This window comes from Chryseobacterium sp. CP-77 (genome assembly GCF_036362765.1).
Classification (GTDB): Bacteria; Bacteroidota; Bacteroidia; order Flavobacteriales; family Weeksellaceae; genus Chryseobacterium; species Chryseobacterium cupriresistens.
This window is the reverse complement of record NZ_CP143637.1, coordinates 2392035-2415164: the sequence shown is the minus strand read 5'-3', so window position 1 is coordinate 2415164 and position 23130 is coordinate 2392035. Positions and strand designations below refer to the sequence as shown.

The 23130-nt window shown below is 34.3% G+C and carries 19 protein-coding genes; all 19 read left to right on the top strand.

The window, feature by feature from the left end; translation table 11 throughout:
- Positions 1-65: 65 nt before the first annotated feature.
- The 19 genes from V0410_RS10645 to V0410_RS10555 all read left to right on the top strand — a co-directional run bounded on the left by V0410_RS10645 (position 66) and on the right by V0410_RS10555 (position 23127).
- Positions 66-1337 (top strand): ABC transporter permease, encoded by a 1272-nt coding sequence (locus tag V0410_RS10645; protein ID WP_110010041.1) that lies wholly within the window; start codon positions 66-68, stop codon positions 1335-1337.
- A 105-nt stretch (positions 1338-1442) separates the two neighbouring features.
- Complete coding sequence (locus V0410_RS10640) at positions 1443-2654, top strand: efflux RND transporter periplasmic adaptor subunit (protein WP_171006293.1); 1212 nt, start codon at positions 1443-1445, stop codon at positions 2652-2654.
- Between the two features lie 126 nt (positions 2655-2780).
- Entirely contained in the window at positions 2781-3347 is a 567-nt protein-coding gene (locus tag V0410_RS10635; RefSeq protein WP_330747457.1) for a hypothetical protein, read from the top strand.
- A 50-nt stretch (positions 3348-3397) separates the two neighbouring features.
- Positions 3398-4924, top strand: coding sequence for a glycosyltransferase family 39 protein (locus V0410_RS10630; protein ID WP_330747456.1), 1527 nt, complete (start codon positions 3398-3400; stop codon positions 4922-4924).
- A gap of 193 nt (positions 4925-5117) precedes the next feature.
- On the top strand, positions 5118-6020 hold the full coding sequence (locus V0410_RS10625; RefSeq protein ID WP_330747455.1) for an NAD(P)/FAD-dependent oxidoreductase: 903 nt from the start codon (positions 5118-5120) through the stop codon (positions 6018-6020).
- Between the two features lie 150 nt (positions 6021-6170).
- Positions 6171-7436, top strand: a complete 1266-nt coding sequence (glyA, locus tag V0410_RS10620; protein ID WP_110010036.1) for a serine hydroxymethyltransferase — start codon at positions 6171-6173, stop codon at positions 7434-7436.
- A gap of 57 nt (positions 7437-7493) precedes the next feature.
- Positions 7494-7952, top strand: a complete 459-nt coding sequence (locus V0410_RS10615) for a regulatory protein RecX (RefSeq protein WP_110010035.1) — start codon at positions 7494-7496, stop codon at positions 7950-7952.
- Positions 7953-8308: 356 nt separating this feature from the next.
- Positions 8309-10237 carry a polysaccharide biosynthesis protein gene (locus tag V0410_RS10610; RefSeq protein WP_330747454.1) on the top strand — a complete coding sequence of 643 codons (1929 nt, stop codon included), beginning with the start codon at positions 8309-8311 and terminating at the stop codon, positions 10235-10237.
- A gap of 41 nt (positions 10238-10278) precedes the next feature.
- Complete coding sequence (locus tag V0410_RS10605; protein ID WP_330747453.1) at positions 10279-11103, top strand: polysaccharide biosynthesis/export family protein; 825 nt, start codon at positions 10279-10281, stop codon at positions 11101-11103.
- Between the two features lie 6 nt (positions 11104-11109).
- Complete coding sequence (locus V0410_RS10600; RefSeq protein WP_330747452.1) at positions 11110-13506, top strand: GumC family protein; 2397 nt, start codon at positions 11110-11112, stop codon at positions 13504-13506.
- Positions 13506-14801 (top strand): nucleotide sugar dehydrogenase, encoded by a 1296-nt coding sequence (locus V0410_RS10595; RefSeq protein WP_330747451.1) that lies wholly within the window; start codon positions 13506-13508, stop codon positions 14799-14801. Before V0410_RS10600 ends, V0410_RS10595 begins: the two co-directional genes overlap by 1 nt.
- 6 nt (positions 14802-14807) lie before the next feature.
- Positions 14808-15998 carry an L-2-hydroxyglutarate oxidase gene (lhgO, locus tag V0410_RS10590; RefSeq protein ID WP_330747450.1) on the top strand — a complete coding sequence of 397 codons (1191 nt, stop codon included), beginning with the start codon at positions 14808-14810 and terminating at the stop codon, positions 15996-15998.
- A gap of 37 nt (positions 15999-16035) precedes the next feature.
- Positions 16036-17160: a DegT/DnrJ/EryC1/StrS family aminotransferase gene (locus V0410_RS10585; RefSeq protein ID WP_330747449.1), complete on the top strand. Its 1125-nt coding sequence runs from the start codon at positions 16036-16038 to the stop codon at positions 17158-17160.
- A gap of 13 nt (positions 17161-17173) precedes the next feature.
- Entirely contained in the window at positions 17174-17746 is a 573-nt protein-coding gene (locus V0410_RS10580) for an acyltransferase (protein WP_330747448.1), read from the top strand.
- A 10-nt stretch (positions 17747-17756) separates the two neighbouring features.
- The gene (locus V0410_RS10575; RefSeq protein ID WP_330747447.1) at positions 17757-18767 is read left to right on the top strand and encodes a Gfo/Idh/MocA family protein; all 1011 of its coding nucleotides are present in this window, start codon (positions 17757-17759) and stop codon (positions 18765-18767) included.
- 25 nt (positions 18768-18792) lie between these two features.
- Positions 18793-20172: a polysaccharide deacetylase family protein gene (locus V0410_RS10570; RefSeq protein ID WP_330747446.1), complete on the top strand. Its 1380-nt coding sequence runs from the start codon at positions 18793-18795 to the stop codon at positions 20170-20172.
- Positions 20169-21236 carry a hypothetical protein gene (locus tag V0410_RS10565; protein ID WP_330747445.1) on the top strand — a complete coding sequence of 356 codons (1068 nt, stop codon included), beginning with the start codon at positions 20169-20171 and terminating at the stop codon, positions 21234-21236. Before V0410_RS10570 ends, V0410_RS10565 begins: the two co-directional genes overlap by 4 nt.
- Positions 21206-21949 (top strand): PHP domain-containing protein, encoded by a 744-nt coding sequence (locus tag V0410_RS10560; RefSeq protein ID WP_330747444.1) that lies wholly within the window; start codon positions 21206-21208, stop codon positions 21947-21949. The genes V0410_RS10565 and V0410_RS10560 overlap by 31 nt, the downstream gene beginning before the upstream one ends.
- On the top strand, positions 21946-23127 hold the full coding sequence (locus V0410_RS10555) for a lipopolysaccharide biosynthesis protein (RefSeq protein WP_330747443.1): 1182 nt from the start codon (positions 21946-21948) through the stop codon (positions 23125-23127). Before V0410_RS10560 ends, V0410_RS10555 begins: the two co-directional genes overlap by 4 nt.
- Positions 23128-23130 lie beyond the last annotated feature (3 nt).

Genomic DNA, 23130 nt, shown 5'->3' with positions numbered 1-23130 from the left:
AAAAAGGCAAAAATGCAGATTGATGGAATTCATAACTCATAATGTATAACTCATAATTCAACAAGGTGAATATCATATTTAAAAAAGATACTTGGCAGGAAATTTATTATTCATTGAGGAATAATAAACTCCGGACATTTCTTACCATGATCGGTGTAGGATGGGGAATGTTTTTGTATGTAAGCCTTCTTGGAGCAGCAAAAGGAATGGAGAATGGTTTTGATAAATTATTTTCAGGTTTTGCCACCAATTCAATCTTCCTGTGGGCACAAAAAACATCAATTCCCTATGAAGGATTTCCTAAAGGAAGAGAAGTTCATCTGAACTTAAACGATATGGAAATGCTGAAAAGAAAAGTAACAGCTATAGATTATATCTCGCCGCAAAATGCGAGAGGAAGTTTTACAGGAACTCCCGGAGAAGCAATGTCCAGAAACGGTAAGAACGGAACCTATTCGCTTACCGGAGATTATTCTGTGGGAAATAAAATTTCAGAAAAGAAACTGATCTTCGGACGCTATATCAATGATGCCGATGTTTCCGGGAATAAAAATGTAGTTGTTATTGGAGAAGAGATTTACAAAAACTTCTTTGATTCCAAGAAAAAAGAGAATCCAATAGGAAAATCAATCAATATTAAAGGGCTGTTCTTCAATGTCATCGGCGTTTTCCGGGTAAAAAAAGGAGGAGGATTTGAAAATGACCAAACGGCTTTCATTCCACTTTCCACTTATACGAAAATGTATAATGCAGGAGATCAGATAGACATGTTTGCCATTGTCAGTAAGCCGAATGCCAATGTCAATTCCGTAGAAGAAGATGTAAAGCAGGTTTTAAAAAGCAAAAATAAAGTGTCCCCTGAAGATACCAATGCTTTCGGAAGTTTCAACCTTGGAAAAGAATTTAAAAAGCTCACAGGTTTCCTTACGGGAATGCAGCTGTTAACAATCATTGTAGGTACACTGACTATCCTTGCGGGAGTTATCGCGATTTCAAATATCCTTTTGATTACAGTAAAAGAAAGAACCAAAGAAATCGGGATCAGAAGAGCGTTGGGAGCAAAACCTGCGGAAGTAAGAAATCAGATTCTCCTGGAAAGTGTTGTCATTACACTCTCTTCGGGATTAATAGGTTTCATGTTTGGAATCTTTGTATTAATGATTCTCAATGCGGTTACCCAGGGTCAGGATTCATTTCCTTTCTATAATCCGACAGTGAACTACGGAAACGTATTTGCTGCGATGGCTGTCATGGTGATTCTGGGATTAATAATCGGGATGATTCCGGCACAGAGAGCCGTAAAGATCAGGCCTATTGAAGCATTAAGAACAGAGTAATTAATTTGAAAATAAACAATTTTAAGATTTAGAAAAAGGACTATAGAGAATCAATCTTTAAATTTTAAATCTTTCAATCTATTGAATAAAAAATAAACTATACATATGAAAAAGAAATTCACCTGGAAAAAAGCCATTTATATAGTGTTAGGGCTTTTATTTGCAGTGGCATTGTTCTCAGGGCTTGGCTATCTTATCAAATCAAACTCTAAAGAAGGAGAAGCTTTCCTTACCCGTAAGCCTACCGTTCAGAATATGGATGATAAAGTAATGGCAACAGGAAAAATTGTTCCCAAAGAAGAAATTGAAATCAAGCCCAACATTGCAGGGATTATAGATAAAATTTTAGTAAAAGAAGGAGATAAGGTAGAAGTAGGGCAGTTAATTGCTACCGTAAAAATTGTTCCGAGTATCTCAGAAGTAAATGCCGCTCAGCAGGAAGTTCAGAATGCACAGATCCAGATCAGTAATGCCCAGATGAATGTAGGAAACATGCAGAAGCAGTTTGATATGCAGGATAAGCTATACAAGCAGGGAGTCGCTTCTAAACAGGAGTATCTGAACGCTCAGCAGCAGTTGTACTCTCAGCAGCAGACTTTGAAAAATGCCCAGCAGCAGTTGAATACCGCTCAAAAAAGATTGCAGATCGCTAAAACAGGGGCAACTCCTGAACTTAAAGGACAAGGTTTGGCCACTACAGAAATCCGTTCCAAAGCATCAGGTACTGTACTTGAAGTTCCTGTAAAAGCAGGAAGCCAGGTGATTGAAGCCAATAACTTTAACGCCGGAACTACCATCTGTTCAGTGGCAGATCTGAATGTTCTGATCTTTAAAGGTGAAATTGATGAAGCGCAGGCCGGAAAGCTAAGTGAAGGTATGGATATGAACATCGTGATCGGTGCTCTTCAGAATAAAACATTCCCCGGAAAACTAACTATGATTGCTCCAAAAGGTAAGGATAATGCAGGAACTATTAAATTTCCGGTAGAAGGTAATGTAACTAATCCTAATAATGAGTATATTAGAGCTGGTTTTTCTGCCAACGGTGAAATTGTTTTAAGTTCTCAGAAAAATGCATTATTATTGGATGAGTCTTTAATTCAGTATGAAAAGAAACAAGGAAAAGATGTTCCTTTCGTGGAAGTGAAACAAAAAGACGGGAAATTCAAAAAAGTATATGTAAAACTGGGAGCAAGTGATGGGATCAATGTTCAGATTCTTCCGGGATCCAATATTACAAAAGACACCGAAATTAAAGTATGGAATCCATCTGATAAAGACAAAGAAGAGCTTAAAGAAAAAGCGAATAAAAAATAATAAACTACACTATACACTTTTAAACTGTGAATCCCTGAGGAATTTTTTTCTCGGGGATTCTTTTTTACGTCAAAAAATTTTGCAGGTGTAAATTCCTATATTTGAATTATATAAATCCATGAAAAAATGTGTCGCTACGCCCAGAAAACTTATAAATCACATTATGTCTGTTTCAAATGCCGGAAATCATTTAAACAGCCGGATGCTTATGATATTATAAAAAGGATCGAAAAAGAAAAAGTATACCATGAACCAGGGAAGTCAGTCCGTAATGTAGGATATGCTTTTACAAAGGAAGGAACACAAGAGCTGGAAAAAATTGTTTCAGAGATTGAAAACCGGACTATAAAATGTCCTGAATGCAGCAGTATGATGGCTGATATGGGGAAAGATTTTAAAGCCCCTAAGAAAACAGCTCTCAAAGAATGGAAGATTATAGAAAGCCTTTTTAAAACAGGGAAATGCTTTCACTCATGTGGCTGTGATGGAATAGGGTTTATTCCTGAAAATCCTAAAGACTATGAAACGTATCTGAATAATATATTGAAAACATATCAGGACTATTTAGCTGCCTGCCAGAAGACTCCTATAAAAAAATGTCCTGAGAAGAATGACGAAATAAAGTATTGGTCTGACAATATTCAGAAGATAAAAACTGAAATTATTGATAACAGATTTGAAATAATATTGTAACGGAAAAGAAGTTGAAACTGTCTTATCTTTAAAATTCCAAACTATATCCCATGAAAAAAGACTATTGGATTCTGTTTCTTTTTGTCGTTGCAAAGTTTGCCCTTCAATACTCTCTTATAAGCCCCGAGTATGAGCTTCACCGGGATGAGTACCTGCATCTTGATCAGGCGAATCATCTTGCCTGGGGATATCTTTCAGTTCCGCCTGCCAATTCCTGGATAGCCTGGATCATTAAAATGTTGGGGAATTCCATATTTTGGGTTAAATTTTTTCCAGCCCTGTTCGGAGCATTGACGAGTGTCCTTACATGGAAAGTTGTGGAAGAACTCAAGGGAAGCCTGTTTGCTAAAATACTGGCTTCTACAGGAATATTATTTTCAGTACTTCTTCGGGTCAATATGCTGTTCCAGCCGACATCTCTGGAGATCTTTCTCTGGCTTTTCCTTTATTACAGCCTGATCAAATATTTCAATTCCCAAGAAGTAAGGTGGCTTTACACAGGAGCCGTTATTGTCGGAATCGGATTATTAAATAAGTACAATATTGCCTTTTCATTATTAGGGCTTATTCCTGTCTTATTATTGACGGAGCAAAGGAAGATTTTTATGCAGCCTCATGTATATTGGGCAGCTCTTTTAGCTTTAATTATTATTTTTCCAAATCTCCTCTGGCAGTATCAGAATCAGTTCCCGGTTGTTCATCATATGAAAGAGCTTTCGGAAAGGCAACTTGTACATGTAGACAGAATGGATTTTATGAAATCCCAGATTTTATTTTTTGCCGGAGTTATTTTTGTGATTATTGCTGGCTGGGGAGCATTGCTGTTATACAGACCTTTTGAAAAATACAGGTTTTTCTTTTGGAGCTATATCATCACGATCACTCTGTTTTTATTTTTTAAAGCAAAAGATTACTACGCAATCGGACTCTATCCTGTGTATATTGCTTTTGGTGCTGTTTTTCTCGGAAATGTATTTGAAAAAGGCTGGAAAAGATTTTTGAAACCGGTTAGCATCCTTATTCCAATACTTTTATTCCTGCCTTTGTATAATGTGGCTTTTCCAAATAAAAGTCCTGAATACATTGTGTCCCACCAAAGCCAGTATAAAAAATTAGGACTGCTTCGCTGGGAAGATGGAAAAGATCATCCGCTGCCACAGGATTTTGCTGATATGCAAGGTTGGAAAGAACTGGCTCAAAAGGTAGATAAAGAATATTCCAGATTGTCGAAAACCGGAAAAACCATGGTACTGTGTGATAATTACGGACAAACCGGAGCTATTAATTATTACTCAAAAGCTGGAGTCGTGGCGGTGTCATTTAATGCAGATTATATCAATTGGATAGATGTAAACAAAAAATATAAAAATGTGATCAGGGTTAAAGAAGCATCTGAAGCAGGAAAAGAACTTAAAGAATCCGGTTCCTTTTTTGAAATTGCAGCATTAAAAGATTCCATCACCAATCCTTACGCGAGAGAAAGAGGAACTGCAATTTTCAGTTTGCAGGGAGCTAAAATAGATGTTAATAAAAGAATTCAGGAGGAAATTATCGAAGTTGAAAATGAGTGGAAATAATTTTTAATAAAGTTGTAAATGATGATTTGCAGACAGGATAAAGCTAATAGATAAATATTATTGCAACTTTATTGCGTTAATTGATTTTAGGTTAACTTTGCATTATCAATTATCAATTATCAATTATCAATTATCAATTATCAATTATCAATTATCAATTATCAATTATCAATTATCAATTATCAACTAGACTATGGAAAACAAAAACTTAGATGTCATCATAACAGGTGGAAGCTATTCAGGATTATCTGCAGCAATGGCTTTAGGAAGATCATTAAGAAATGTCCTCATTATTGATAACGGAAAACCTTGCAACAGACAAACTCCGCATTCTCATAACTTTGTCACTCACGATGGGAAAACACCGTCAGAAATTGCACAGCTAGCCAGAAAAGATGTCGAAAAATACAATACAGTGCATTTTTATAACGGAACTGTAGCGAAAACACAAAAAACGATTGGAGGTTTTGAGGTTGAAATTTCCTCCGGTGAAAAATTTAAGGCTAAAAAACTGATCCTTGCTTCAGGAGTAAAAGATAAAATGCCGGATATTCCCGGGTTTGCAGAATGCTGGGGAATTTCTGTGATACATTGCCCATATTGTCATGGTTATGAAGTGAAAAACGAGGTTACAGGAATTCTTTCCAACGGAGATATGGCTTATGAATTTTCGAAACTGATTTTTAATCTGACTAAAAATCTCACGCTGTTTACGAATGGAAAAGCAACTTTTACCGAAGAACAGCTTGAAAAACTGGAGCAGAATACAATCATTATTAACGAGGATGAAATTGCAGGTATAGAACATACAAACGGCTTCATTCAAAGAATTATTTTTAAAAACGGAAAGGAAATTCCTTTACAGGCTTTGTATGCGAAAATTCCTTTTGAACAAAATATCAATGTTGATGATCTGGGTTGTGAAATAACGGAACAGGGATTTATTAAATTAGATATGATGCAGAAAACAACCATTCCCGGAGTTTATGCCTGTGGAGATAATGTAACCATGATGCGCTCCGTAGCCAATGCAGTTGCACAGGGTAATTTTGCAGGAGCCATGGTGAATAAGGAACTGTCAGATGAAGAATTTTAAAGGCTTTTTAATGCAATTAAAACAATCATAATATAGGATTTATTCATCGGTGTTTTCATTTTTTAGTGTTTAAAAATCATTTTTTCAATAGGGAAATCTCAATGAAAATTCCGTACATTTGGGGTGAAAATTTCAAAAACTAAAAGTAAAATGGATATTATTTTCGACCTGATTGAAAAGGAAAGACAAAGACAAACCCATGGTTTAGAGCTTATTGCATCAGAAAATTTTGTTTCTGAAAATGTAATGAAAGCAATGGGAAGTGTACTGACAAATAAATATGCTGAAGGATATCCCGGAAAAAGATATTACGGAGGATGTGAAGTAGTAGATGAGGTTGAAACTTTAGCGATCAACAGAGCTAAAGAACTTTTCGGAGTTGACTACGTGAATGTTCAGCCACATTCCGGTTCTCAGGCGAATGCAGCCATTTATCTTGCAGTTTTGAAACCAGGTGATAAAATCATGGGGATGGACCTTTCAATGGGAGGACACCTTACTCACGGTTCTGCAGTGAACTTCTCAGGAATTCAATATAATGTAGTTTCTTACGGGGTTCAGCAGGAAACAGGCCTTATTGATTATGACCAAATGCGAGAAGTAGCGTTGAGAGAAAAACCAAAAATGCTTATCGCAGGTTTCTCAGCGTATTCTAGAGATTTAGATTATGCTAAATTCAGAGAAGTAGCAGACGAAGTGGGGGCTACCCTTTGGGCGGACATCGCTCACCCGGCTGGTTTAGTGGCCAAAGGATTATTAAACTCTCCATTCGAACACTGTCATGTTGTAACTACCACTACTCACAAAACCCTGAGAGGGCCAAGAGGAGGTATGATCATGATGGGAAAAGACTTTGAAAATACATACGGTCACAAAACTCCAAAAGGAGAAATCAAAATGATGAGCCAGGTGCTGGACGGAGCTGTATTCCCAGGTATCCAGGGAGGACCTCTTGAGCATGTGATTGCAGGTAAGGCTGTAGCTTTCGGGGAAGCTTTGGATGTGCAGTTCGAAAATTATGCAAAACAAGTTAAAGCTAATGCTCAGGCATTATCAAAAGCAATGATCGACAGAGGTTTTGATATCGTAAGTGGTGGTACAGATAATCACCTGATGCTGGTAGATCTTAGAAATAAAGGGGTAAACGGTAAAGAAACCGAAAAAGCATTGGTACTTGCTGATATTACATGTAACAAAAATATGGTTCCTTTTGATGATAAGTCACCATTTACAACATCTGGTATCAGATTGGGAACTGCAGCGATTACAACAAGAGGATTGAAAGAAAACGATATGGATACTATTGCAGGATTGATTTCTGAAGTGGTAGACAATATCAAAAATGAAGAGGTTCTTGGATCTGTAAGAAAGAAAGTGAACGAATTAATGGAAGGTAAAGCTCTGTTCAATTACTAACAGACATTCCAATATCATATAAAGAATGAGCGGATTGCTCATTCTTTTTTTATTCAAATGGAAAAGAAATCGTATACCTTCGACGAAATTAAACAGAAACTGGTTAATTACTGTGTTTACCAGGATCGCTGCCATGCCGAAGTGGAACAGAAGATGAGGGAGTTTTTGCTTATTGATGAAGCGAAAGAAGAAATAATTTTATTTCTTCTGAAAGAAAATTATCTCAACGAAGAAAGATTTACCCGAAGCTATATCCGGGGAAAATTTTACATCAAACATTGGGGGAAAACCAAAATTAAAATCAATCTGAAACAAAAACAGATTTCTGAAAAGTTGATAAATTCCTGTTTTGATGAAATTGATGATGCTGATTATGAAAAAATAATCAGAAAAATTTATGATAATTATTATACCAAACAAACTGGCTTGAAAGAATATCAAAAAAAAACCAAAACTATAAAACATTTGATGAGTAAAGGTTTTGAATATGAGAAAATAATCGATATTTTTGGCTAAATATTAATAAATTAAAAAAAAACTTGAAGTATGACTTATAGAAAAAAAACAATCAGTTCATTGAAAAATATTGATATATAAACATTTAATAATTTTTTTAAAGAAAAACAGCTGATATCAGGAATTTATACAGGTAAATATCATCTTCATAAAGAGTTTATATGGTATGATTTTTGTCTCTGGATTTAGCTGTATCGAAATGAAATTGTTAGATTTTATTAATATAACATCAAATTTATTTTTGATTTCAACATATTGAAATAAATTTATTTATTTTTGCATGATTGTATCAGAATTATCTTTGATTTGGATAATCAGATATTATACTTAATTAAATATGAACACCAATACAGACAATGTACAATTCTCTTAGAAAAACAATATTTGGAGGGGATAATGTTGTCAATCTCTCAGACGTAAGATATCTTCCTAGATGGATAATTCTTGTAATAGACATTATTATTCTTGTAATATCTTTATTTCTTTCCACTTACATTATCGCAAAGATTACCAAGCAGGAATTTATATATCATGATGATAAAAGCCTGATTTTCGCTTTTATTATCCTTGTGAATGCTGCTTTTATGTATGTCTTCAAGACTTATGCCGGAATTATCCGCCACTCCACATTTATAGACTTATTTAAGCTTCTGATATCCTGTTTTTGCACAATGCTGGCTATCGGAACAATAAACATCTGCTATTTCTGGATCACAGGAAGTAAGTTTATCCTTACTCCTTATCTGATGCTTTATTTTGTAATTTCATTTATGGGATTATTTCTTTTCAGACTTTACGTAAAAGAGTTTTTCCATATTGTGAGAGAGTACAGAAGAAGCGCACTGAAAAAAAGAATTCTGGTATTGGGAATTGACGAGCAATCTATTGCTATTGCACGCGCTATTCTTGATAATCCGAGTTTACCTTATCAGGTAGTAGGTTTTTTGACACAAAGAACAGACTCCAAAAGAGCATCTCTGCTGGGAAAGCCAATTTATGAAAAAGAAAAAATAGAAGAAAACACCAAAGAAGACCTTATTATTGACGGCGTTCTTATTGTTAAAGAAATGATGGCCAGAGATGAGATGAATTCATGGGTGAATCTATTTTTAGAGAAAGATCTTAATGTCTTTAAAGCACCATCAGTACAAAAACTGAGAGACAGTGATCTTGGTGGGTCTATTAGAAACCTTCAGATTGAAGATTTACTAAACAGAAAACCCATCAAAATTCAGAACGAAAAAGTTAAAAGCAGACATTTTGATAGAACAGTATTAGTAACCGGTGGAGCAGGATCCATAGGGAGTGAGATTGTAAGACAGGTTGCTCTTTTCAATCCTTCATTGATTGTCGTTTTGGATCAGGCAGAAACACCGCTTTATGAAATTGAACTTGAAATGAGAGAAAAGTTCCCTCATATCGCTTTCAAATTTGTTTTGGGAGATGTTTCCAATCATCACAGGATGGAATCTCTTTTCCAGACCTATAATTTCTCAATGGTATATCATGCGGCAGCTTACAAGCATGTACCTTTAGTGGAGGAAAACCCTCATGAAGCCATCTTTGTTAATATATTAGGTTCTAAGATTGTTGCAAAACTATCCAGCAAGTATAAAGTAAACAGGTTCGTAATGGTGTCTACAGATAAAGCTGTAAATCCAACCAACGTAATGGGAGCTTCAAAGCGTGCCGCTGAACTTTTTGTACAATCGCTTCAGAATGTGGAAGGTAACGTTACCAAGTTTATTACAACAAGATTTGGGAATGTATTAGGATCCAACGGTTCTGTAATTCCCCACTTTAAAAAACAGATTGAAGCCGGAGGACCGGTAACAATTACCCATCCGGAAATTGTAAGATATTTCATGACAATTCCTGAGGCATGTGAACTGGTACTTCAGGCCGGAACAATGGGAGAAGGAGGTGAGATCTTTGTTTTTGATATGGGTGAGCCTGTAAAAATTATTGATCTTGCGAAAAGAATGATAAAGTTATCAGGGTTCGAACCTAACGTTGATATTAAGATCATCTATACAGGATTGAGACCGGGAGAAAAGCTTTATGAAGAACTCCTGAGTGACGATGCAAAAACACTTCCTACTCATAACGACAAAATTATGATTTCTAAAGATCCTTCAATGGGATTTGAAGATATAGACAGGCTTACTAAAGAAATTACCAAGGCTTCCCTGCGAAGAGATAAAGTGGAGGTTGTAAGGATTCTTAAAACAATAGTGCCGGAATTCCGAAGCAATAATTCAATTTATGAGGCTTTGGATAAATAGGAAGAAAATATAAATGTATATTTGCACAATTTAACAAGATAATGAAAGGAAAAATATTAGCATTAGTATTGGTGTCCTCTTTGGTGATTTCCTGCAAAGTGAACCCCAATGCTAAGAATGATTTAAATTATATGCAGAATATAGAACAGGTTGCAATTAATGCATCTGCGAAAAATTCAGCAAACACAATCCAGGTTGGGGATCAGTTGGTTATTCTGATCACTGCAAAAGATATGGATGTTGTAAAGCCTTTTAATCAGAATTATTCTTCCTCAGAACTTATCCAGACAAATGCAATGGCCGGTGGAAATACTCCTAATCAGGGAGCGACAATACTGTCAGGACCAACTTATATTGTAGATGCAAATGGAGATATTGACTTCCCTATATTAGGTAAACTGAATACATCGGATAAAAGTCTGACCGCTTTTAAAGACGAACTTAGAGAAAAAATGACGAGATATGTTATTAACCCAACCATTAATATCAGGCTCTCGAATTTTAAAGTTACAGTACTTGGAGAAGTCAACAGGCAAGGAGACTATACTATAGCAAACGGGCAGGCAACTATTTTAAATGCATTAGGTATGGCTGGTGACCTGACACAATATGGGAAAAGAGAGGACATATTGGTGATCAGAACAGAAAATGGCGTTGTTTCTCATGGCCGTGTTAATATTCAGGATGCTAATCTCATTAATTCTCCTTATTACAATCTGAAACAAGGGGATGCTATTATTGTTTCCTCAAGCAATACCAAAGACGTTTTAGCAAAACAAAATCCCAACACTGGACTTTATCTGACCGCTATTTCTATCGCGGTTACAGCAGTTGCCGTAGTAGTAAGTTTATTTAATAAGAAATAACGATTGATGGATAACCAGCGAACTTCACAATTTTCAGAGGAAGAAAACAACTTAATCAAGATTAATATTGGTGAAATTATAAAACCATATATCCGAAAATGGCCCTGGTTTATTATAAGTGCATTTATTGCTCTGGTAATAGGCTATATTTCATTGAAATTTATGGTTCCTGTATATGGTGTACAGTCTACAATTCTTATCAAGGATGCTAAAAATTCCTCTTCATCAGTTATGGCAAACGATTTGGGAGTTTTACCTGATTTATCCGGGATTGGAGGTCTTAAAACCAACAGTATAGCCAATGAAATTGAAGTTTTGAAGTCAAAGAAGATGATGAGTGAAGTGATCAGCAGCTTAAGTCTTCAAACAAATATTACAGCAAAAGGAAAAATAAGGACCTTAGAGTTATATAAAGAAACCTCCCCTGTAGAAGTGAGAGTAATTGGAGAGAAGAAAGATAAAGGCTCTGTAAATACAGTTCAACTTGCAATCAGTGGAGAGAAATTAACCTTGAGTGGTGAAAGTCTTAAGAAAGATATTGTAACAACTTATGGTAAGACAATAAGTCTGCCATTTGCCAACATTATAATAACAAAAAATCCTAAATTTAACCCTGCAGAAGTTAAGGGCTTAAATATAAACAAACTGACGCTTCAGATATCTTCTCTGGAAGCTGCTGTAAATAATCTTCAAGGGCCGCTTAATGTTGATCTTGTCAACAGAGAGACAACTGTGCTAAAACTTGGATATCAATACCCTCAAATATCAAAAGCCAAAGATATTATCAATAGCCTGGTAGTAGCTTATAATAATGATGCTATTGTAGATAAAAATTCAGAATCAAAAAAGACTTTAGATTTTATTGAGGATAGAATTAAAAAATTATCGGGTGAGCTAGGAGAAGTTGAAAACCAGAAAGAAAGTTTTAAATCTAAAAATAATCTTACAGATTTAGAAACGGAGGCTAAAATTAATTTAGAAAGTTCTGCCGCCGCCAGAGCCAAACAATTGGATGTGGATGCCCAGTTGGAGCTTACAACAGCTCTTATAGGTTATGTTTCCAAGCAAGGACAGTATCAGGTTCTGCCAGCCAATATTGGACTGAATAATCCTGAAGCAATATCGGGAATATCTGCATATAACCAACTTGTGTTACAGAGAAACAGGTTACTTGAATCAGCCACACCGGAAAATCCAACTGTTGTAGATGTTACAAAGCAGATTAATGCAATGCGTAGTTCTATTATGCAGACCCTTCAAAGAAATAGAGTCGGGCTGGAACTGGCAAAAAATGAATATATAGGAGAACAAAATAAAGTTTCGGGGAAAATATCAAAGCTTCCTTCTATCGAAAAAATGTTCAGAAGTATAGAAAGACAGCAGCAGATTAAAGAAAATCTGTATCTTCTTTTGCTTCAAAAAAGAGAGGAAACTGCTATTGCACAATCTATTATAGCTCCAAAAGCAAAAGTTCTGGATGCTGCATATGCTTCTCCAGTGGCAATTTCTCCAAAGACCAATGTTATTTTGACGATTTATTTAGTAGCTGGTTTGCTCATTCCTTTTATTATTATTTATTTAACAATGCTCTTCAATAATAAGGTTATTACAAAACATGACCTTGAAAAAATTGTACATGCACCTATTATTGCAGAACTACCAAGTCTTGAAAAAGGAGATTCTGAGATCGTTAAAATGAATGATATTACTCCTATGGCGGAAGCATTCAGAATTCTTATTACCAATATGAATTTTATGCTTTCAAAAGAGAAAAAAGGGAAAGTAGTATTTGTTACTTCAACCGTAAAGGGAGAAGGAAAAACATTTACTTCGGTGAATTTAGCTTTGACATTGGCCAATCCCAAGAAAAAAGCAATTATCATAGGATCTGATATCAGGAATCCGCAGCTTCAGAGATATAATCCTGCCAGAAAAGGACTTGCCGGGCTTACGGAATATCTATACAATGACGAGACTAAACTGGAAGATATTATTCATGTATCATCTTTTAATCCTTACCTGGATGTAATTTATTCAGGAATGATTCCACCGAACCCAACAGAATTGTTATCTAACGGCCGTTATGAGATCCTTCTAAGGGAATTGAAAGAAAAATATGAATACATTATTCTGGATACTGCACCATTGCTCCTTGTAACAGATACTTTCCTTATTGCGGAGCTTTCTGATGTAACCATTTACGTTTCCAGATCTAAATACACAGAAAAAGCATTGTTAGAATTTGCCAACAGCAATATTGATCAGAAAAAAATCAAAAATGTAGGATTTGTTCTTAATGATGTAAGCAGAGAAAATTTAGGATACAGTAACAAATATGGTTATGGTTATAACCAGCATACAGAACAATCTTGGTTTCAAAAAATAAAAAATAAATTTAGTTAATGGCAACAACATATAAAATAGCGGTTATAGGCCAGGGTTATGTAGGTCTTCCTTTATCTCTTGAATTTGCAGATCATTATCCTGTTTTTGGATTTGATATCAATACACAACGTGTTGATCAGCTTAATGACGGAAAAGATATAACGCTTGAAGCTGATGTTGATAAATTGGATACCGGACTAAAAAAATATAGGGAAACTAATGGATCTTTAGGTTATAAAGCAACAAGCCAGTTATCTGATATTGCCGAAGCTAATGTTTTCATTGTTACAGTTCCTACCCCTATTGATAAATACAATGCTCCCGATCTTAATCCACTGATTTCGGCCTCAAAGATGTTAGGAGAAATTATCAAAAAAGGCGATATTGTTATTTATGAATCTACAGTTTTTCCCGGGTGTACAGAAGAAGAATGTGTGCCGGTTCTTGAAAAATATTCAGGACTTAAGTTTAACGAAGACTTTTTTGTAGGTTATTCTCCGGAAAGAATTAATCCGGGAGATAAAGTAAATACGCTTACCAGTGTTAAAAAAGTAACTTCAGGTTCTACGGAAAAGGTTGCCGAAGAAGTAGACAATCTATATAAGAAAATCATTACAGCCGGAACTCACAAAGCACCTAGCATTAAAGTTGCAGAGGCTTCAAAAGCTATCGAAAATGCACAGAGAGATGTTAATATTTCTTTTGTTAACGAACTAGCATTAATCTTTGATAGAGTAGGTATCGATACGAATGATGTATTGGAAGCTGCAGGAACAAAATATAATTTCCTTAAATATAAACCAGGATTGGTGGGAGGACACTGTATCTCTGTAGATCCTTATTACCTTGCACACAAAGCAGAACAGCTGGGATATCATCCGGATGTGATCTTATCCGGAAGACGAGTAAACGATTCTATTGCAAAGTTTGTGGCTGCTAAAGTAGTGAAGCTTCTTATTGCAAAAGGTGGAGTGATCAAAAACTCTAATGCTTTGATCTTAGGAGTTACATTTAAAGAAAATTGTCCGGATGTAAGAAATACTAAGGTCGTAGATATCTACAGAGAGCTTGCTGATTATGGAGTAAATGTTGATATTTATGATCCGTGGGCAAGCAAGGAAGAAGTGAAACATGAATATGGAATTGATATTCTGGATGCTCTTCAGGAAGGTAAAAAGTATGATTCTTTAGTGATTGCAGTATCTCATAATGAGTTCCTGGAAATGGATCTGGATCTGCTTAAAAAAGAAAATGCAGTGGTTTTTGATACCAAGGCATGTTTAGACAGAAATCTGGTAGATGCAAGATTATAAAAGGTCATGAGCTATGATATCATAATCATTGGTGCAGGTTTGGTAGGTTTGGCTACAGCCTACCAGACTCAACTTAAAAATCCTGATTCTAAGATTCTCATTTTAGAAAAAGAAAATGATGTGGCATTGCACCAATCGGGACATAACAGTGGTGTAATTCATAGTGGGATTTACTACAAGCCTGGAAGCCTTAAAGCTAAAAACTGTATTGAAGGGTATAATTCCGTTATTAATTTTGCCGAAAAACATGGCATACGATATGACCTTTGCGGGAAGATCATTGTAGCTACTTCGCAGGATGAATTACCCCTTTTAGATAATATCTATAAAAGAGGAGTTGAAAACGGACTTCAGGATTTAAAATATCTTTCCAGAGAAGAATTTCGTGAAATTGAACCCCATTGTGAAGGAATAAGAGCAATCAAAGTACCACAAACCGGGATTATTGATTATCCGGGAATCGCCAAAAAAATAAAAGAACTTTTTGAACAGGCAGGTGGTGAAGTAAGATTCAAAAATGAAGTAAAAAATATCATTGATAAAGGATCTGAAATTATTGTAAACACCAATATTTCCGAATTTAAAACCAAAAAACTTATATCCTGTGCAGGATTGTATTCTGACAAGATAACCAAAATGACCAACGAAAAAAACGATGTGGTCATTATTCCTTTCAGAGGAGAATATTATAAAATCAAGGATGAAAAAAAATACCTGGTAAAACATCTTATTTATCCGGTACCTGACCCCAGTTTTCCGTTTCTCGGTGTTCACTTTACCAGAATGATTGACGGTAATATTGAAGCCGGTCCTAATGCTGTTCTGGCCTTCAAAAAAGAAGGATACCATTTTTTCGATTTCAATTTCAATGAAACCATGCAAACCATGCTATGGCCGGGATTTAGAAAAATTGTAGCAAAATATGGTAAAACCGGAATGGGAGAAATGCACCGTTCACTTTCCAAATCCGCATTTACAAAAGCACTTCAGAAACTTCTACCGGAAATACAGGAAAATGATCTTATTGCTGGAGGTTCTGGAGTAAGAGCCCAGGCTTGTGACAGAAACGGAGGATTGATTGATGATTTTGACATTGTGAAAAACGGAAACATTATTCACGTCCGAAATGCGCCCTCTCCAGCAGCCACTTCCTGTCTTTCTATAGGAAATAAAATAAGTGAGCTGATCATGAATTAAACAATGCACATCTGCGTGCGCTCAAAAAACTAAAAATATGAAAATTCAAATGGTTGATCTTAAAGGTCAATACCTGAAAATAAAACAGGAGGTAGATATTAGTATTCAGGAATGTATTAATAGTACCGCATTTATTAATGGTCCTGCTGTAAAAGAATTTCAACAGGATTTTGAAAAATATCTGGGAGTAAAACATGTGATTCCATGCGCTAACGGAACGGATGCTCTTCAAATTGCCATGATGGCCCTTAATCTGCAGCCTGGCGATGAAATAATCTGCCCTGCTTTCACTTACGTAGCGACTGCTGAAGTTATTGGTCTTTTAGGATTAAAACCTGTAATGGTAGATGTAAATGAAGATACTTTCGATATACAGCTGGAAGATTTTGAAAAATATCTTACTCCTAATACCAAAGCAATTGTTCCCGTTCATTTATATGGGCAAAGTGCTGATATGGAACAAATTCTTAAATTTGCAGAAAAACACAACCTTTTTGTTATAGAAGATAATGCTCAGGCAATAGGCTCTGATTATACGTTTTCAGATGGGAACACAAAAAAAACGGGAACTATCGGACATATCGGATGTACTTCGTTTTTTCCATCAAAAAATCTTGGATGTTATGGCGATGGAGGTGCATTAATGACGAATGATGATGAACTGGCTTTTAAAATAAGAATGATTGCCAATCATGGTCAAGAAAAGAAGTATTATCATAAAGTTTTAGGCTGTAATTCAAGACTGGATACCATTCAGGCTGCTATATTGAAAATTAAGCTTAAGCATTTGGATGAATATTCAGCTTCCAGAAACAGAATGGCGGATTATTATGATGCAAATCTTGTAGGTATATCAGAAATTCAAACTCCTAAAAGAGCAGCGAATTCTACCCATGTATTTCATCAGTATACCCTTAAAGTGAAAAATGGACAAAGGGATGGATTACAAAAATATTTGGCAGAAAAGAATATTCCAAGTATGATATATTATCCTTTGCCCCTTTATAAACAAGAAGCTTTTCTTCAATATGTAGAGGAAGATTTTAGTCTTCCGGTTACGGAGCAGCTTTGCCAAGAAGTGATCTCTCTTCCAATACATACTGAATTTGACCAAGAAGTACAGGATCTTATAATTAAAGAAATTAAAAATTATTTTAAATAATATAAAACCAGATATGTTGGATTTTTTTGCACACGAAACAGCCGTTATTGACGAAGGATGTCAAATAGGAAACGGAACCAAAATTTGGCACTTTTCACATCTTATGACAGGTTGCATTTTGGGCGAAAAATGTAATATTGGCCAGAACGTTGTCATTTCACCCAAAGTCGTTTTGGGAAAGAATGTAAAAGTTCAGAACAATGTTTCCATCTATGAAGGAGTAACATGTGATGATGACGTTTTTTTAGGCCCTTCAATGGTTTTTACCAATGTGATAAATCCCAGAAGTGCAGTAAACAGAAAAAATGAATATCTGAAGACCCATGTTGGAAAAGGGGCTTCTATCGGAGCTAATGCAACTATCGTTTGCGGACACAATATAGGTCAATACGCTTTTATCGGTGCAGGAGCTGTGGTTACAAAAGAAGTTCCGGATTATGCATTGGTAGTGGGAAACCCTGCCAGACAAATGGGCTGGATGAGTGAATTTGGACAAAGACTTCAATTTGATACAGAAAATATTGCCGTTTGTGAAGAAAGTGGAGAAAAATACAAATTAGAAAACAATAAAGTTTCAAAAATTTAGAAACATACAAATGAGTGAAAAAATAAAATTTGCAGTCGTTGGCTGCGGGCATATCGGAAAAAGACATGCCGAAATGATCACCAGAAATGAGGAATGTGAACTGGTAGGATTAATTGATATCAAAGATAAATCTTTACTGGGAATTGAAAATTATGAAGTTCCTTTTTTTGCATCTCTGGATGAATTTCTGGCTTCAGGAATTGAGGTGGATGTCATCAACATTGCTTCTCCAAACGGATTCCATTTTGAGCAGTCTTATAAAGTGATAGATGCAGGAAAACACGTTGTGGTAGAAAAACCAATGGCTTTGAAAAAACAGCATGCCGAAAAACTTATTTTTCAGGCTTTGCACAAGCATAAACAAGTTTTTGCTGTAATGCAAAACAGATATTCACCCCCTTCCGCATGGGTGAAAGAAATGGTAGAAAGCGGAAAGCTTGGGAATATTTATATGGTTCAGCTTAATTGCTACTGGAACCGTGATGACAGATATTATAAGCCGGAATCATGGCATGGAAAGAAAGATCTGGATGGAGGAACTTTATTTACTCAGTTTTCTCACTTTATCGATATTATGTACTGGCTGTTCGGTGATATTACTAATATTCAGGCAAAATTTGCAGATTTTAATCATGCAACACTTACAGACTTTGAAGATTCAGGATTCGTCAGCTTTGATTTTGTTGATGGGGGAATGGGATCATTAAATTATTCTACTTCAGTATGGAATCAGAACCTTGAAAGTTCTATGACCATTATCGCAGAAAATGGATCTGTGAAAATCGGAGGACAATACATGGACAAAGTGGAAGTTTGTAATATAAAAGACTATGTAATGCCGGAATTGGCTCCAACTAACCCTGGAAATGATTACGGTGCTTATAAAGGATCTGCAGCCAATCACCATTTTATTATTGAAAACGTTGTAGATGTATTAAAAGGAAGAAATACCATTACTACGAATGCTTTAGAAGGATTGAAAGTGGTGGATATTATTGAGAGAATATATGATAAAAAGTAGAAATTTTTCATTATAGTTTTAAATTTTGGTAACAAGTAATTATTTCTCAGAAATACTTTCAGATAATCTGTTGCAAGATTGGGTGGGGCAAATTTTTAGAGAGAGATTTGACGTAAATGTTCAGGTTGAGTTCTCTGAAGATCATTTTTGTTTGATATTTTCTAATAAAGACCACTATGTAACTATTAATTTTACTAATAATGGAAGACAAGCATTTTTCAGGAAAGAAAATACTTTAAGTTATATATCCAGAGAGCTTATTTCAGAAACAATTGGTTGGGAAATTCCAAATGAAAATTTAGTTTTATTTGGAGTTACAGAAATAGACTGGTTTATCAGGAAAGAAAATCATGCTTTTACAATAAATTATGATTTTATATCATACATGATTTGGACTCTCAATAGATTAGAGGAATATGGAGTACAATCTGAAGATAAACATTCCAGATTTGAACTGAAAGATTCTCATTTATTCAATGATGAATTATACCTTCGGCCAATAGTTGATGAGTGGATTTATTTTATTGGAAATATACTTTTAGCCTCTGGTATTGATTGCAAACAAAATAGATTTTCTTATGAAGTAAGTCATGATGTTGATAAAATATCAAGATATATCAGTGTTCCAAAAACTAAATTCGTTACACTTTTTCTTATAGATTTAGTAAAAAGGCCTCAATTGGCTGTTTCTTATTTGATCAATAGGAAATTTTTTTTTGATAAGGAGAGTTCCAATACATTTGACTGGCTTATGGATGTTTCAGAGAAATATGGTATAATCAGTAAATTTTATTTTATTCCGGCCAGTACCTCTTTCAAATTTGATTTTAGATACAACTATACCGGTTTTGTAAAACGTCTTATAAAAAAAATAGACAATAGAGGCCATGAAGTAGGCATACATTATAGTTATAATGCATCATCAAAATCCCATATTAAAACAGAATGGATGAAGCTCAGAAAAATTTTATCAGAACTGAATATCCCAACAGATCTTGGAGGTAGAATGCATTATTTAAGAATCAATTTTCTTGAAACGCTGAGACAACTTTCCATAGTAGGGCAGAAATATGATAATACCTTAACCTTTCATGAAACGGGTGGCTTTAGATGTGGAACCTGTTTTCCCTATCAACCGTTTGATATCTATAATAAGTCAATTCTGAATATAGAAATAAGACCTTTAATTGTAATGGAGGGAAGTGTCTTAGATTACTCTAAAATAAGTATAGATGATGATAAAGCTCTTTATTACATAAAAAAATTAGTTTTTCAGTGTTACAAAGTTGGAGGGAGATTTTCATTACTTTGGCACAATGATGAATTTGAGAGTGAAAAAAAGAAAGAATTATACTGTCAGATCCTTGAATTCTGTTCAACCTTGAATATTACAAAGCAAGTATGAGAATTTTGATAACAGATGCAAATTATAAAAATTCTATTGCGATACAGCGGGAATTGCATAGAGAAAACGCGCACCAGATTTTTGCTACAGATAAAGAAGCCGTTTTTTTTACTAAAAGGTTGGGCTATTGTAAAGATTATATCATAGGAGGTTTAGAAGAATCTGTTAAACAAGTTAAACCCGAATTCATAATTCCTGTAGGAAGTGAAGCTGTGAAGATATGCTCGGAGAAATATAGAGAATTGTGTTTAATACCTACAAAAGAGAGCCTTGAAATAGCATTAAATAAAGATAAAATGCTAGTTTTGAATTCTCTAAGAGATGTAAATTATCCTGAATGCAGATTATTTTCAAATCTTGAAGAATTAAGGCTGTATAGCAGAGATAAAAATTGTGTTGTTAAATCAAGTAATGAAAGTTTAGCTAAATTTGATCCAATATATGTAAAATCAGGTTCTGAAAATGAGTTTAATGAAATCCAAACATATTTGTCAGGAGGAATAAAACTATTAATGCAGGAACGGGTATCAGGAGTAGGCAGAGGTTTTTTTTGTATTGCTAAAGAAGGTAAGATCATTAGTTACTATATGCATGAGCGCATTAGAGAAATACCAATTACGGGAGGATCCAGTACAGCTGCAAAGTCGGTTTTTTGTGAAAAGATGTTTAATATATCCAAACAGATTATTGAGTATTTAAAATGGTCAGGTCCTTTAATGATTGAGTATAAATATGATGAGGCTAACCAAAAATATAATTTGATAGAGTTAAACCCTAAATTTTGGGGCTCGCTGGATTTATCTTATGCCTTAGGACTTAATTTTGGTAAAACCCTAATTGAGGCTTATTCAAAGAATGTGGAAGAACATATTGAAAAAAAATATGAAGTTGGGAAAAAATTCTTTTGGGTTTTAGATGGAGATCTTTTGGTTTTATTTAAAACAGGAAAACTGTATAAAATAAAAGAATATTTTTATAAGGACTCTTATACGAATTTGTTTGAAAACTTTTTTGTTGATTCAATGAAATTACTATGGACGATAAAAAAAATGTTCGCAAAGTAAATGAGATGAGAAAAGGAATTTTTCATTTTCATAGTACCTATTCCTACGACGGAATTAATACGCTTGAAAAAATAATTAAAATAATAAAAGAAAAAAAACTTGATTTTGTTGTTTTAACGGATCATGATACAATAAAAGGAAGTGTAGAACTTCAGAAAAAGGCAAAAGAACAAAATCTGAATGTGGAGATTCCTACTGCTGCAGAATATAAAACTGATAGAGGAGATGTTATAGCATTAAATTTAAAAAACGAAATTACAAATATGAGATGGCAGGAGTTTTATAAAGATGCAAAAGAACAAAATGCTATACTTATTTTACCCCATCCATATGACGGACACAAACAAATAGAAGAATTGGCACAAGCCGTTGATGTCATAGAAGTATTTAATTCCAGATCTTCTGTTATCAATAACTACAAGTCTTATCTTTTGGCCCTACAATACAAAAAGCCTGTAATTTGGAGCTCAGACTCTCATATTCCTCAAACACTATTAAATGTAGTGCTAGGATATGAAAAAAAAGGTTTAAAGTTCCATGAAGCATTAACAAATGGCGAAGTTGCTCCATTATTTCTTAAAAAAAGTTCAGCTTCTGACGTTTTTTTCTCACAACTCAAGAAAGCCTATGTAAAGAAAAATTTTAAATTATTTATTTATATTGTATACAAAACTCTTTTTAAGAGAACTAAAGAAGATTATTTAAATTTATGAAAACAAAAATAATATCTTTTTTAGGTAGCAATATATTATCCCAATTAATATTACTGATTGCGGTTCCGCTCACAGGAAGAATTTATTCTGATTACGAAATTGGAGTGCTGTCGTTTATTTTATCAATTTCGGCTCCATTAGCCTATTTTTACACTTTGTCATACAACAAAGCAATTATGCTACCAGCAAAGAGTGAGGAATATAGTATGCTGTATGCTGTTTCCATTTTTTTAAGTATAACCATTTCATTAATTTCTTTTTTTGTTATACTTATTTCAATGTTATTTTTTAATATAGATTCTTATTTTTTAATTGTACCGTTGGTTGCATTTAGTCAGTCTTTATATAGTGCATCAAAAGATATTCTTATTAAAAAAGGCTTATTGAATATTGTAAGTACATCAATGATACTAAACTCTGTATTTGCAGTTATCATTATACTCTCTGGTTATTATATAAAACTATCATATTGGATTTTGATATCATCATATGTGATTCCTAATTTTATAGCAACTATATTTATAATGTTCTATCTGAAAATACAAAGAAGAAATTTTATTTACAGAGAGTTTTACAATATTATCATAAAATATAAATCCTTCCCTTTGCATCAAATGCCGGCATATTTTATTAATACTTTTAATGCAGAGCTACCCAGCTTTTTTATCAAGCACTATTTTGGAGAAGCGATCTTAGGTAATTATTTCTTGGCTTCTAAAATAGTTAATAAACCATTGAGCCTAATCTCTGAAAGCTTAAACGGGTTAATATACAAGGATTTATCAGAAACCAATAAAGCTAAGCTTAATAAGAAAATGAATACTTATGTCGGATTATTATTCTTAGTTTCTCTATTATTTGCTATAATATATTTAATTTTTGGGGAATACTTTTTTTCTTTATTTTTTGATATTAATAAATGGAGAAAAGCATTTGATATGAGCAAAATAATAATTTTCACTACTGTTATTTCTGCGTCTTTTTCACACTATTCGAGCGGTGTATTGGTTAAAAGGAAGAATAAAATTTTTCTTGTCTGGGAAGTAATTACTACTTTGGTTTTGCTTGTCTCGTTTTTTTTAGGGAAAAGCTCTACTATCGATCTATTTATATGGATTTATGTAGGAGTAATTTTATTTAGATATTTATTACTTTCTTTACTATTTAATAAGTCTTGATTT

Excerpts from the sequence above, each read along its gene's own strand:
- V0410_RS10610 (WP_330747454.1), top strand. The coding sequence starts at position 8,309 with ATGTACAATTCTCTTAGAAAAACAATATTTGGAGGGGATAATGTTGTC.
- V0410_RS10565 (WP_330747445.1), top strand. The coding sequence starts at position 20,169 with ATGAGAATTTTGATAACAGATGCAAATTATAAAAATTCTATTGCGATA.
- glyA (WP_110010036.1), top strand. The coding sequence starts at position 6,171 with ATGGATATTATTTTCGACCTGATTGAAAAGGAAAGACAAAGACAAACC.
- V0410_RS10640 (WP_171006293.1), top strand. The coding sequence starts at position 1,443 with ATGAAAAAGAAATTCACCTGGAAAAAAGCCATTTATATAGTGTTAGGG.
- V0410_RS10560 (WP_330747444.1), top strand. The coding sequence starts at position 21,206 with ATGGACGATAAAAAAAATGTTCGCAAAGTAAATGAGATGAGAAAAGGA.
- V0410_RS10615 (WP_110010035.1), top strand. The coding sequence starts at position 7,494 with ATGGAAAAGAAATCGTATACCTTCGACGAAATTAAACAGAAACTGGTT.
- V0410_RS10555 (WP_330747443.1), top strand. The coding sequence starts at position 21,946 with ATGAAAACAAAAATAATATCTTTTTTAGGTAGCAATATATTATCCCAA.
- V0410_RS10635 (WP_330747457.1), top strand. The coding sequence starts at position 2,781 with ATGTGTCGCTACGCCCAGAAAACTTATAAATCACATTATGTCTGTTTC.
- V0410_RS10630 (WP_330747456.1), top strand. The coding sequence starts at position 3,398 with ATGAAAAAAGACTATTGGATTCTGTTTCTTTTTGTCGTTGCAAAGTTT.
- V0410_RS10575 (WP_330747447.1), top strand. The coding sequence starts at position 17,757 with ATGAGTGAAAAAATAAAATTTGCAGTCGTTGGCTGCGGGCATATCGGA.
- V0410_RS10600 (WP_330747452.1), top strand. The coding sequence starts at position 11,110 with ATGGATAACCAGCGAACTTCACAATTTTCAGAGGAAGAAAACAACTTA.
- lhgO (WP_330747450.1), top strand. The coding sequence starts at position 14,808 with ATGAGCTATGATATCATAATCATTGGTGCAGGTTTGGTAGGTTTGGCT.
- V0410_RS10595 (WP_330747451.1), top strand. The coding sequence starts at position 13,506 with ATGGCAACAACATATAAAATAGCGGTTATAGGCCAGGGTTATGTAGGT.
- V0410_RS10580 (WP_330747448.1), top strand. The coding sequence starts at position 17,174 with ATGTTGGATTTTTTTGCACACGAAACAGCCGTTATTGACGAAGGATGT.
- V0410_RS10605 (WP_330747453.1), top strand. The coding sequence starts at position 10,279 with ATGAAAGGAAAAATATTAGCATTAGTATTGGTGTCCTCTTTGGTGATT.
- V0410_RS10585 (WP_330747449.1), top strand. The coding sequence starts at position 16,036 with ATGAAAATTCAAATGGTTGATCTTAAAGGTCAATACCTGAAAATAAAA.
- V0410_RS10625 (WP_330747455.1), top strand. The coding sequence starts at position 5,118 with ATGGAAAACAAAAACTTAGATGTCATCATAACAGGTGGAAGCTATTCA.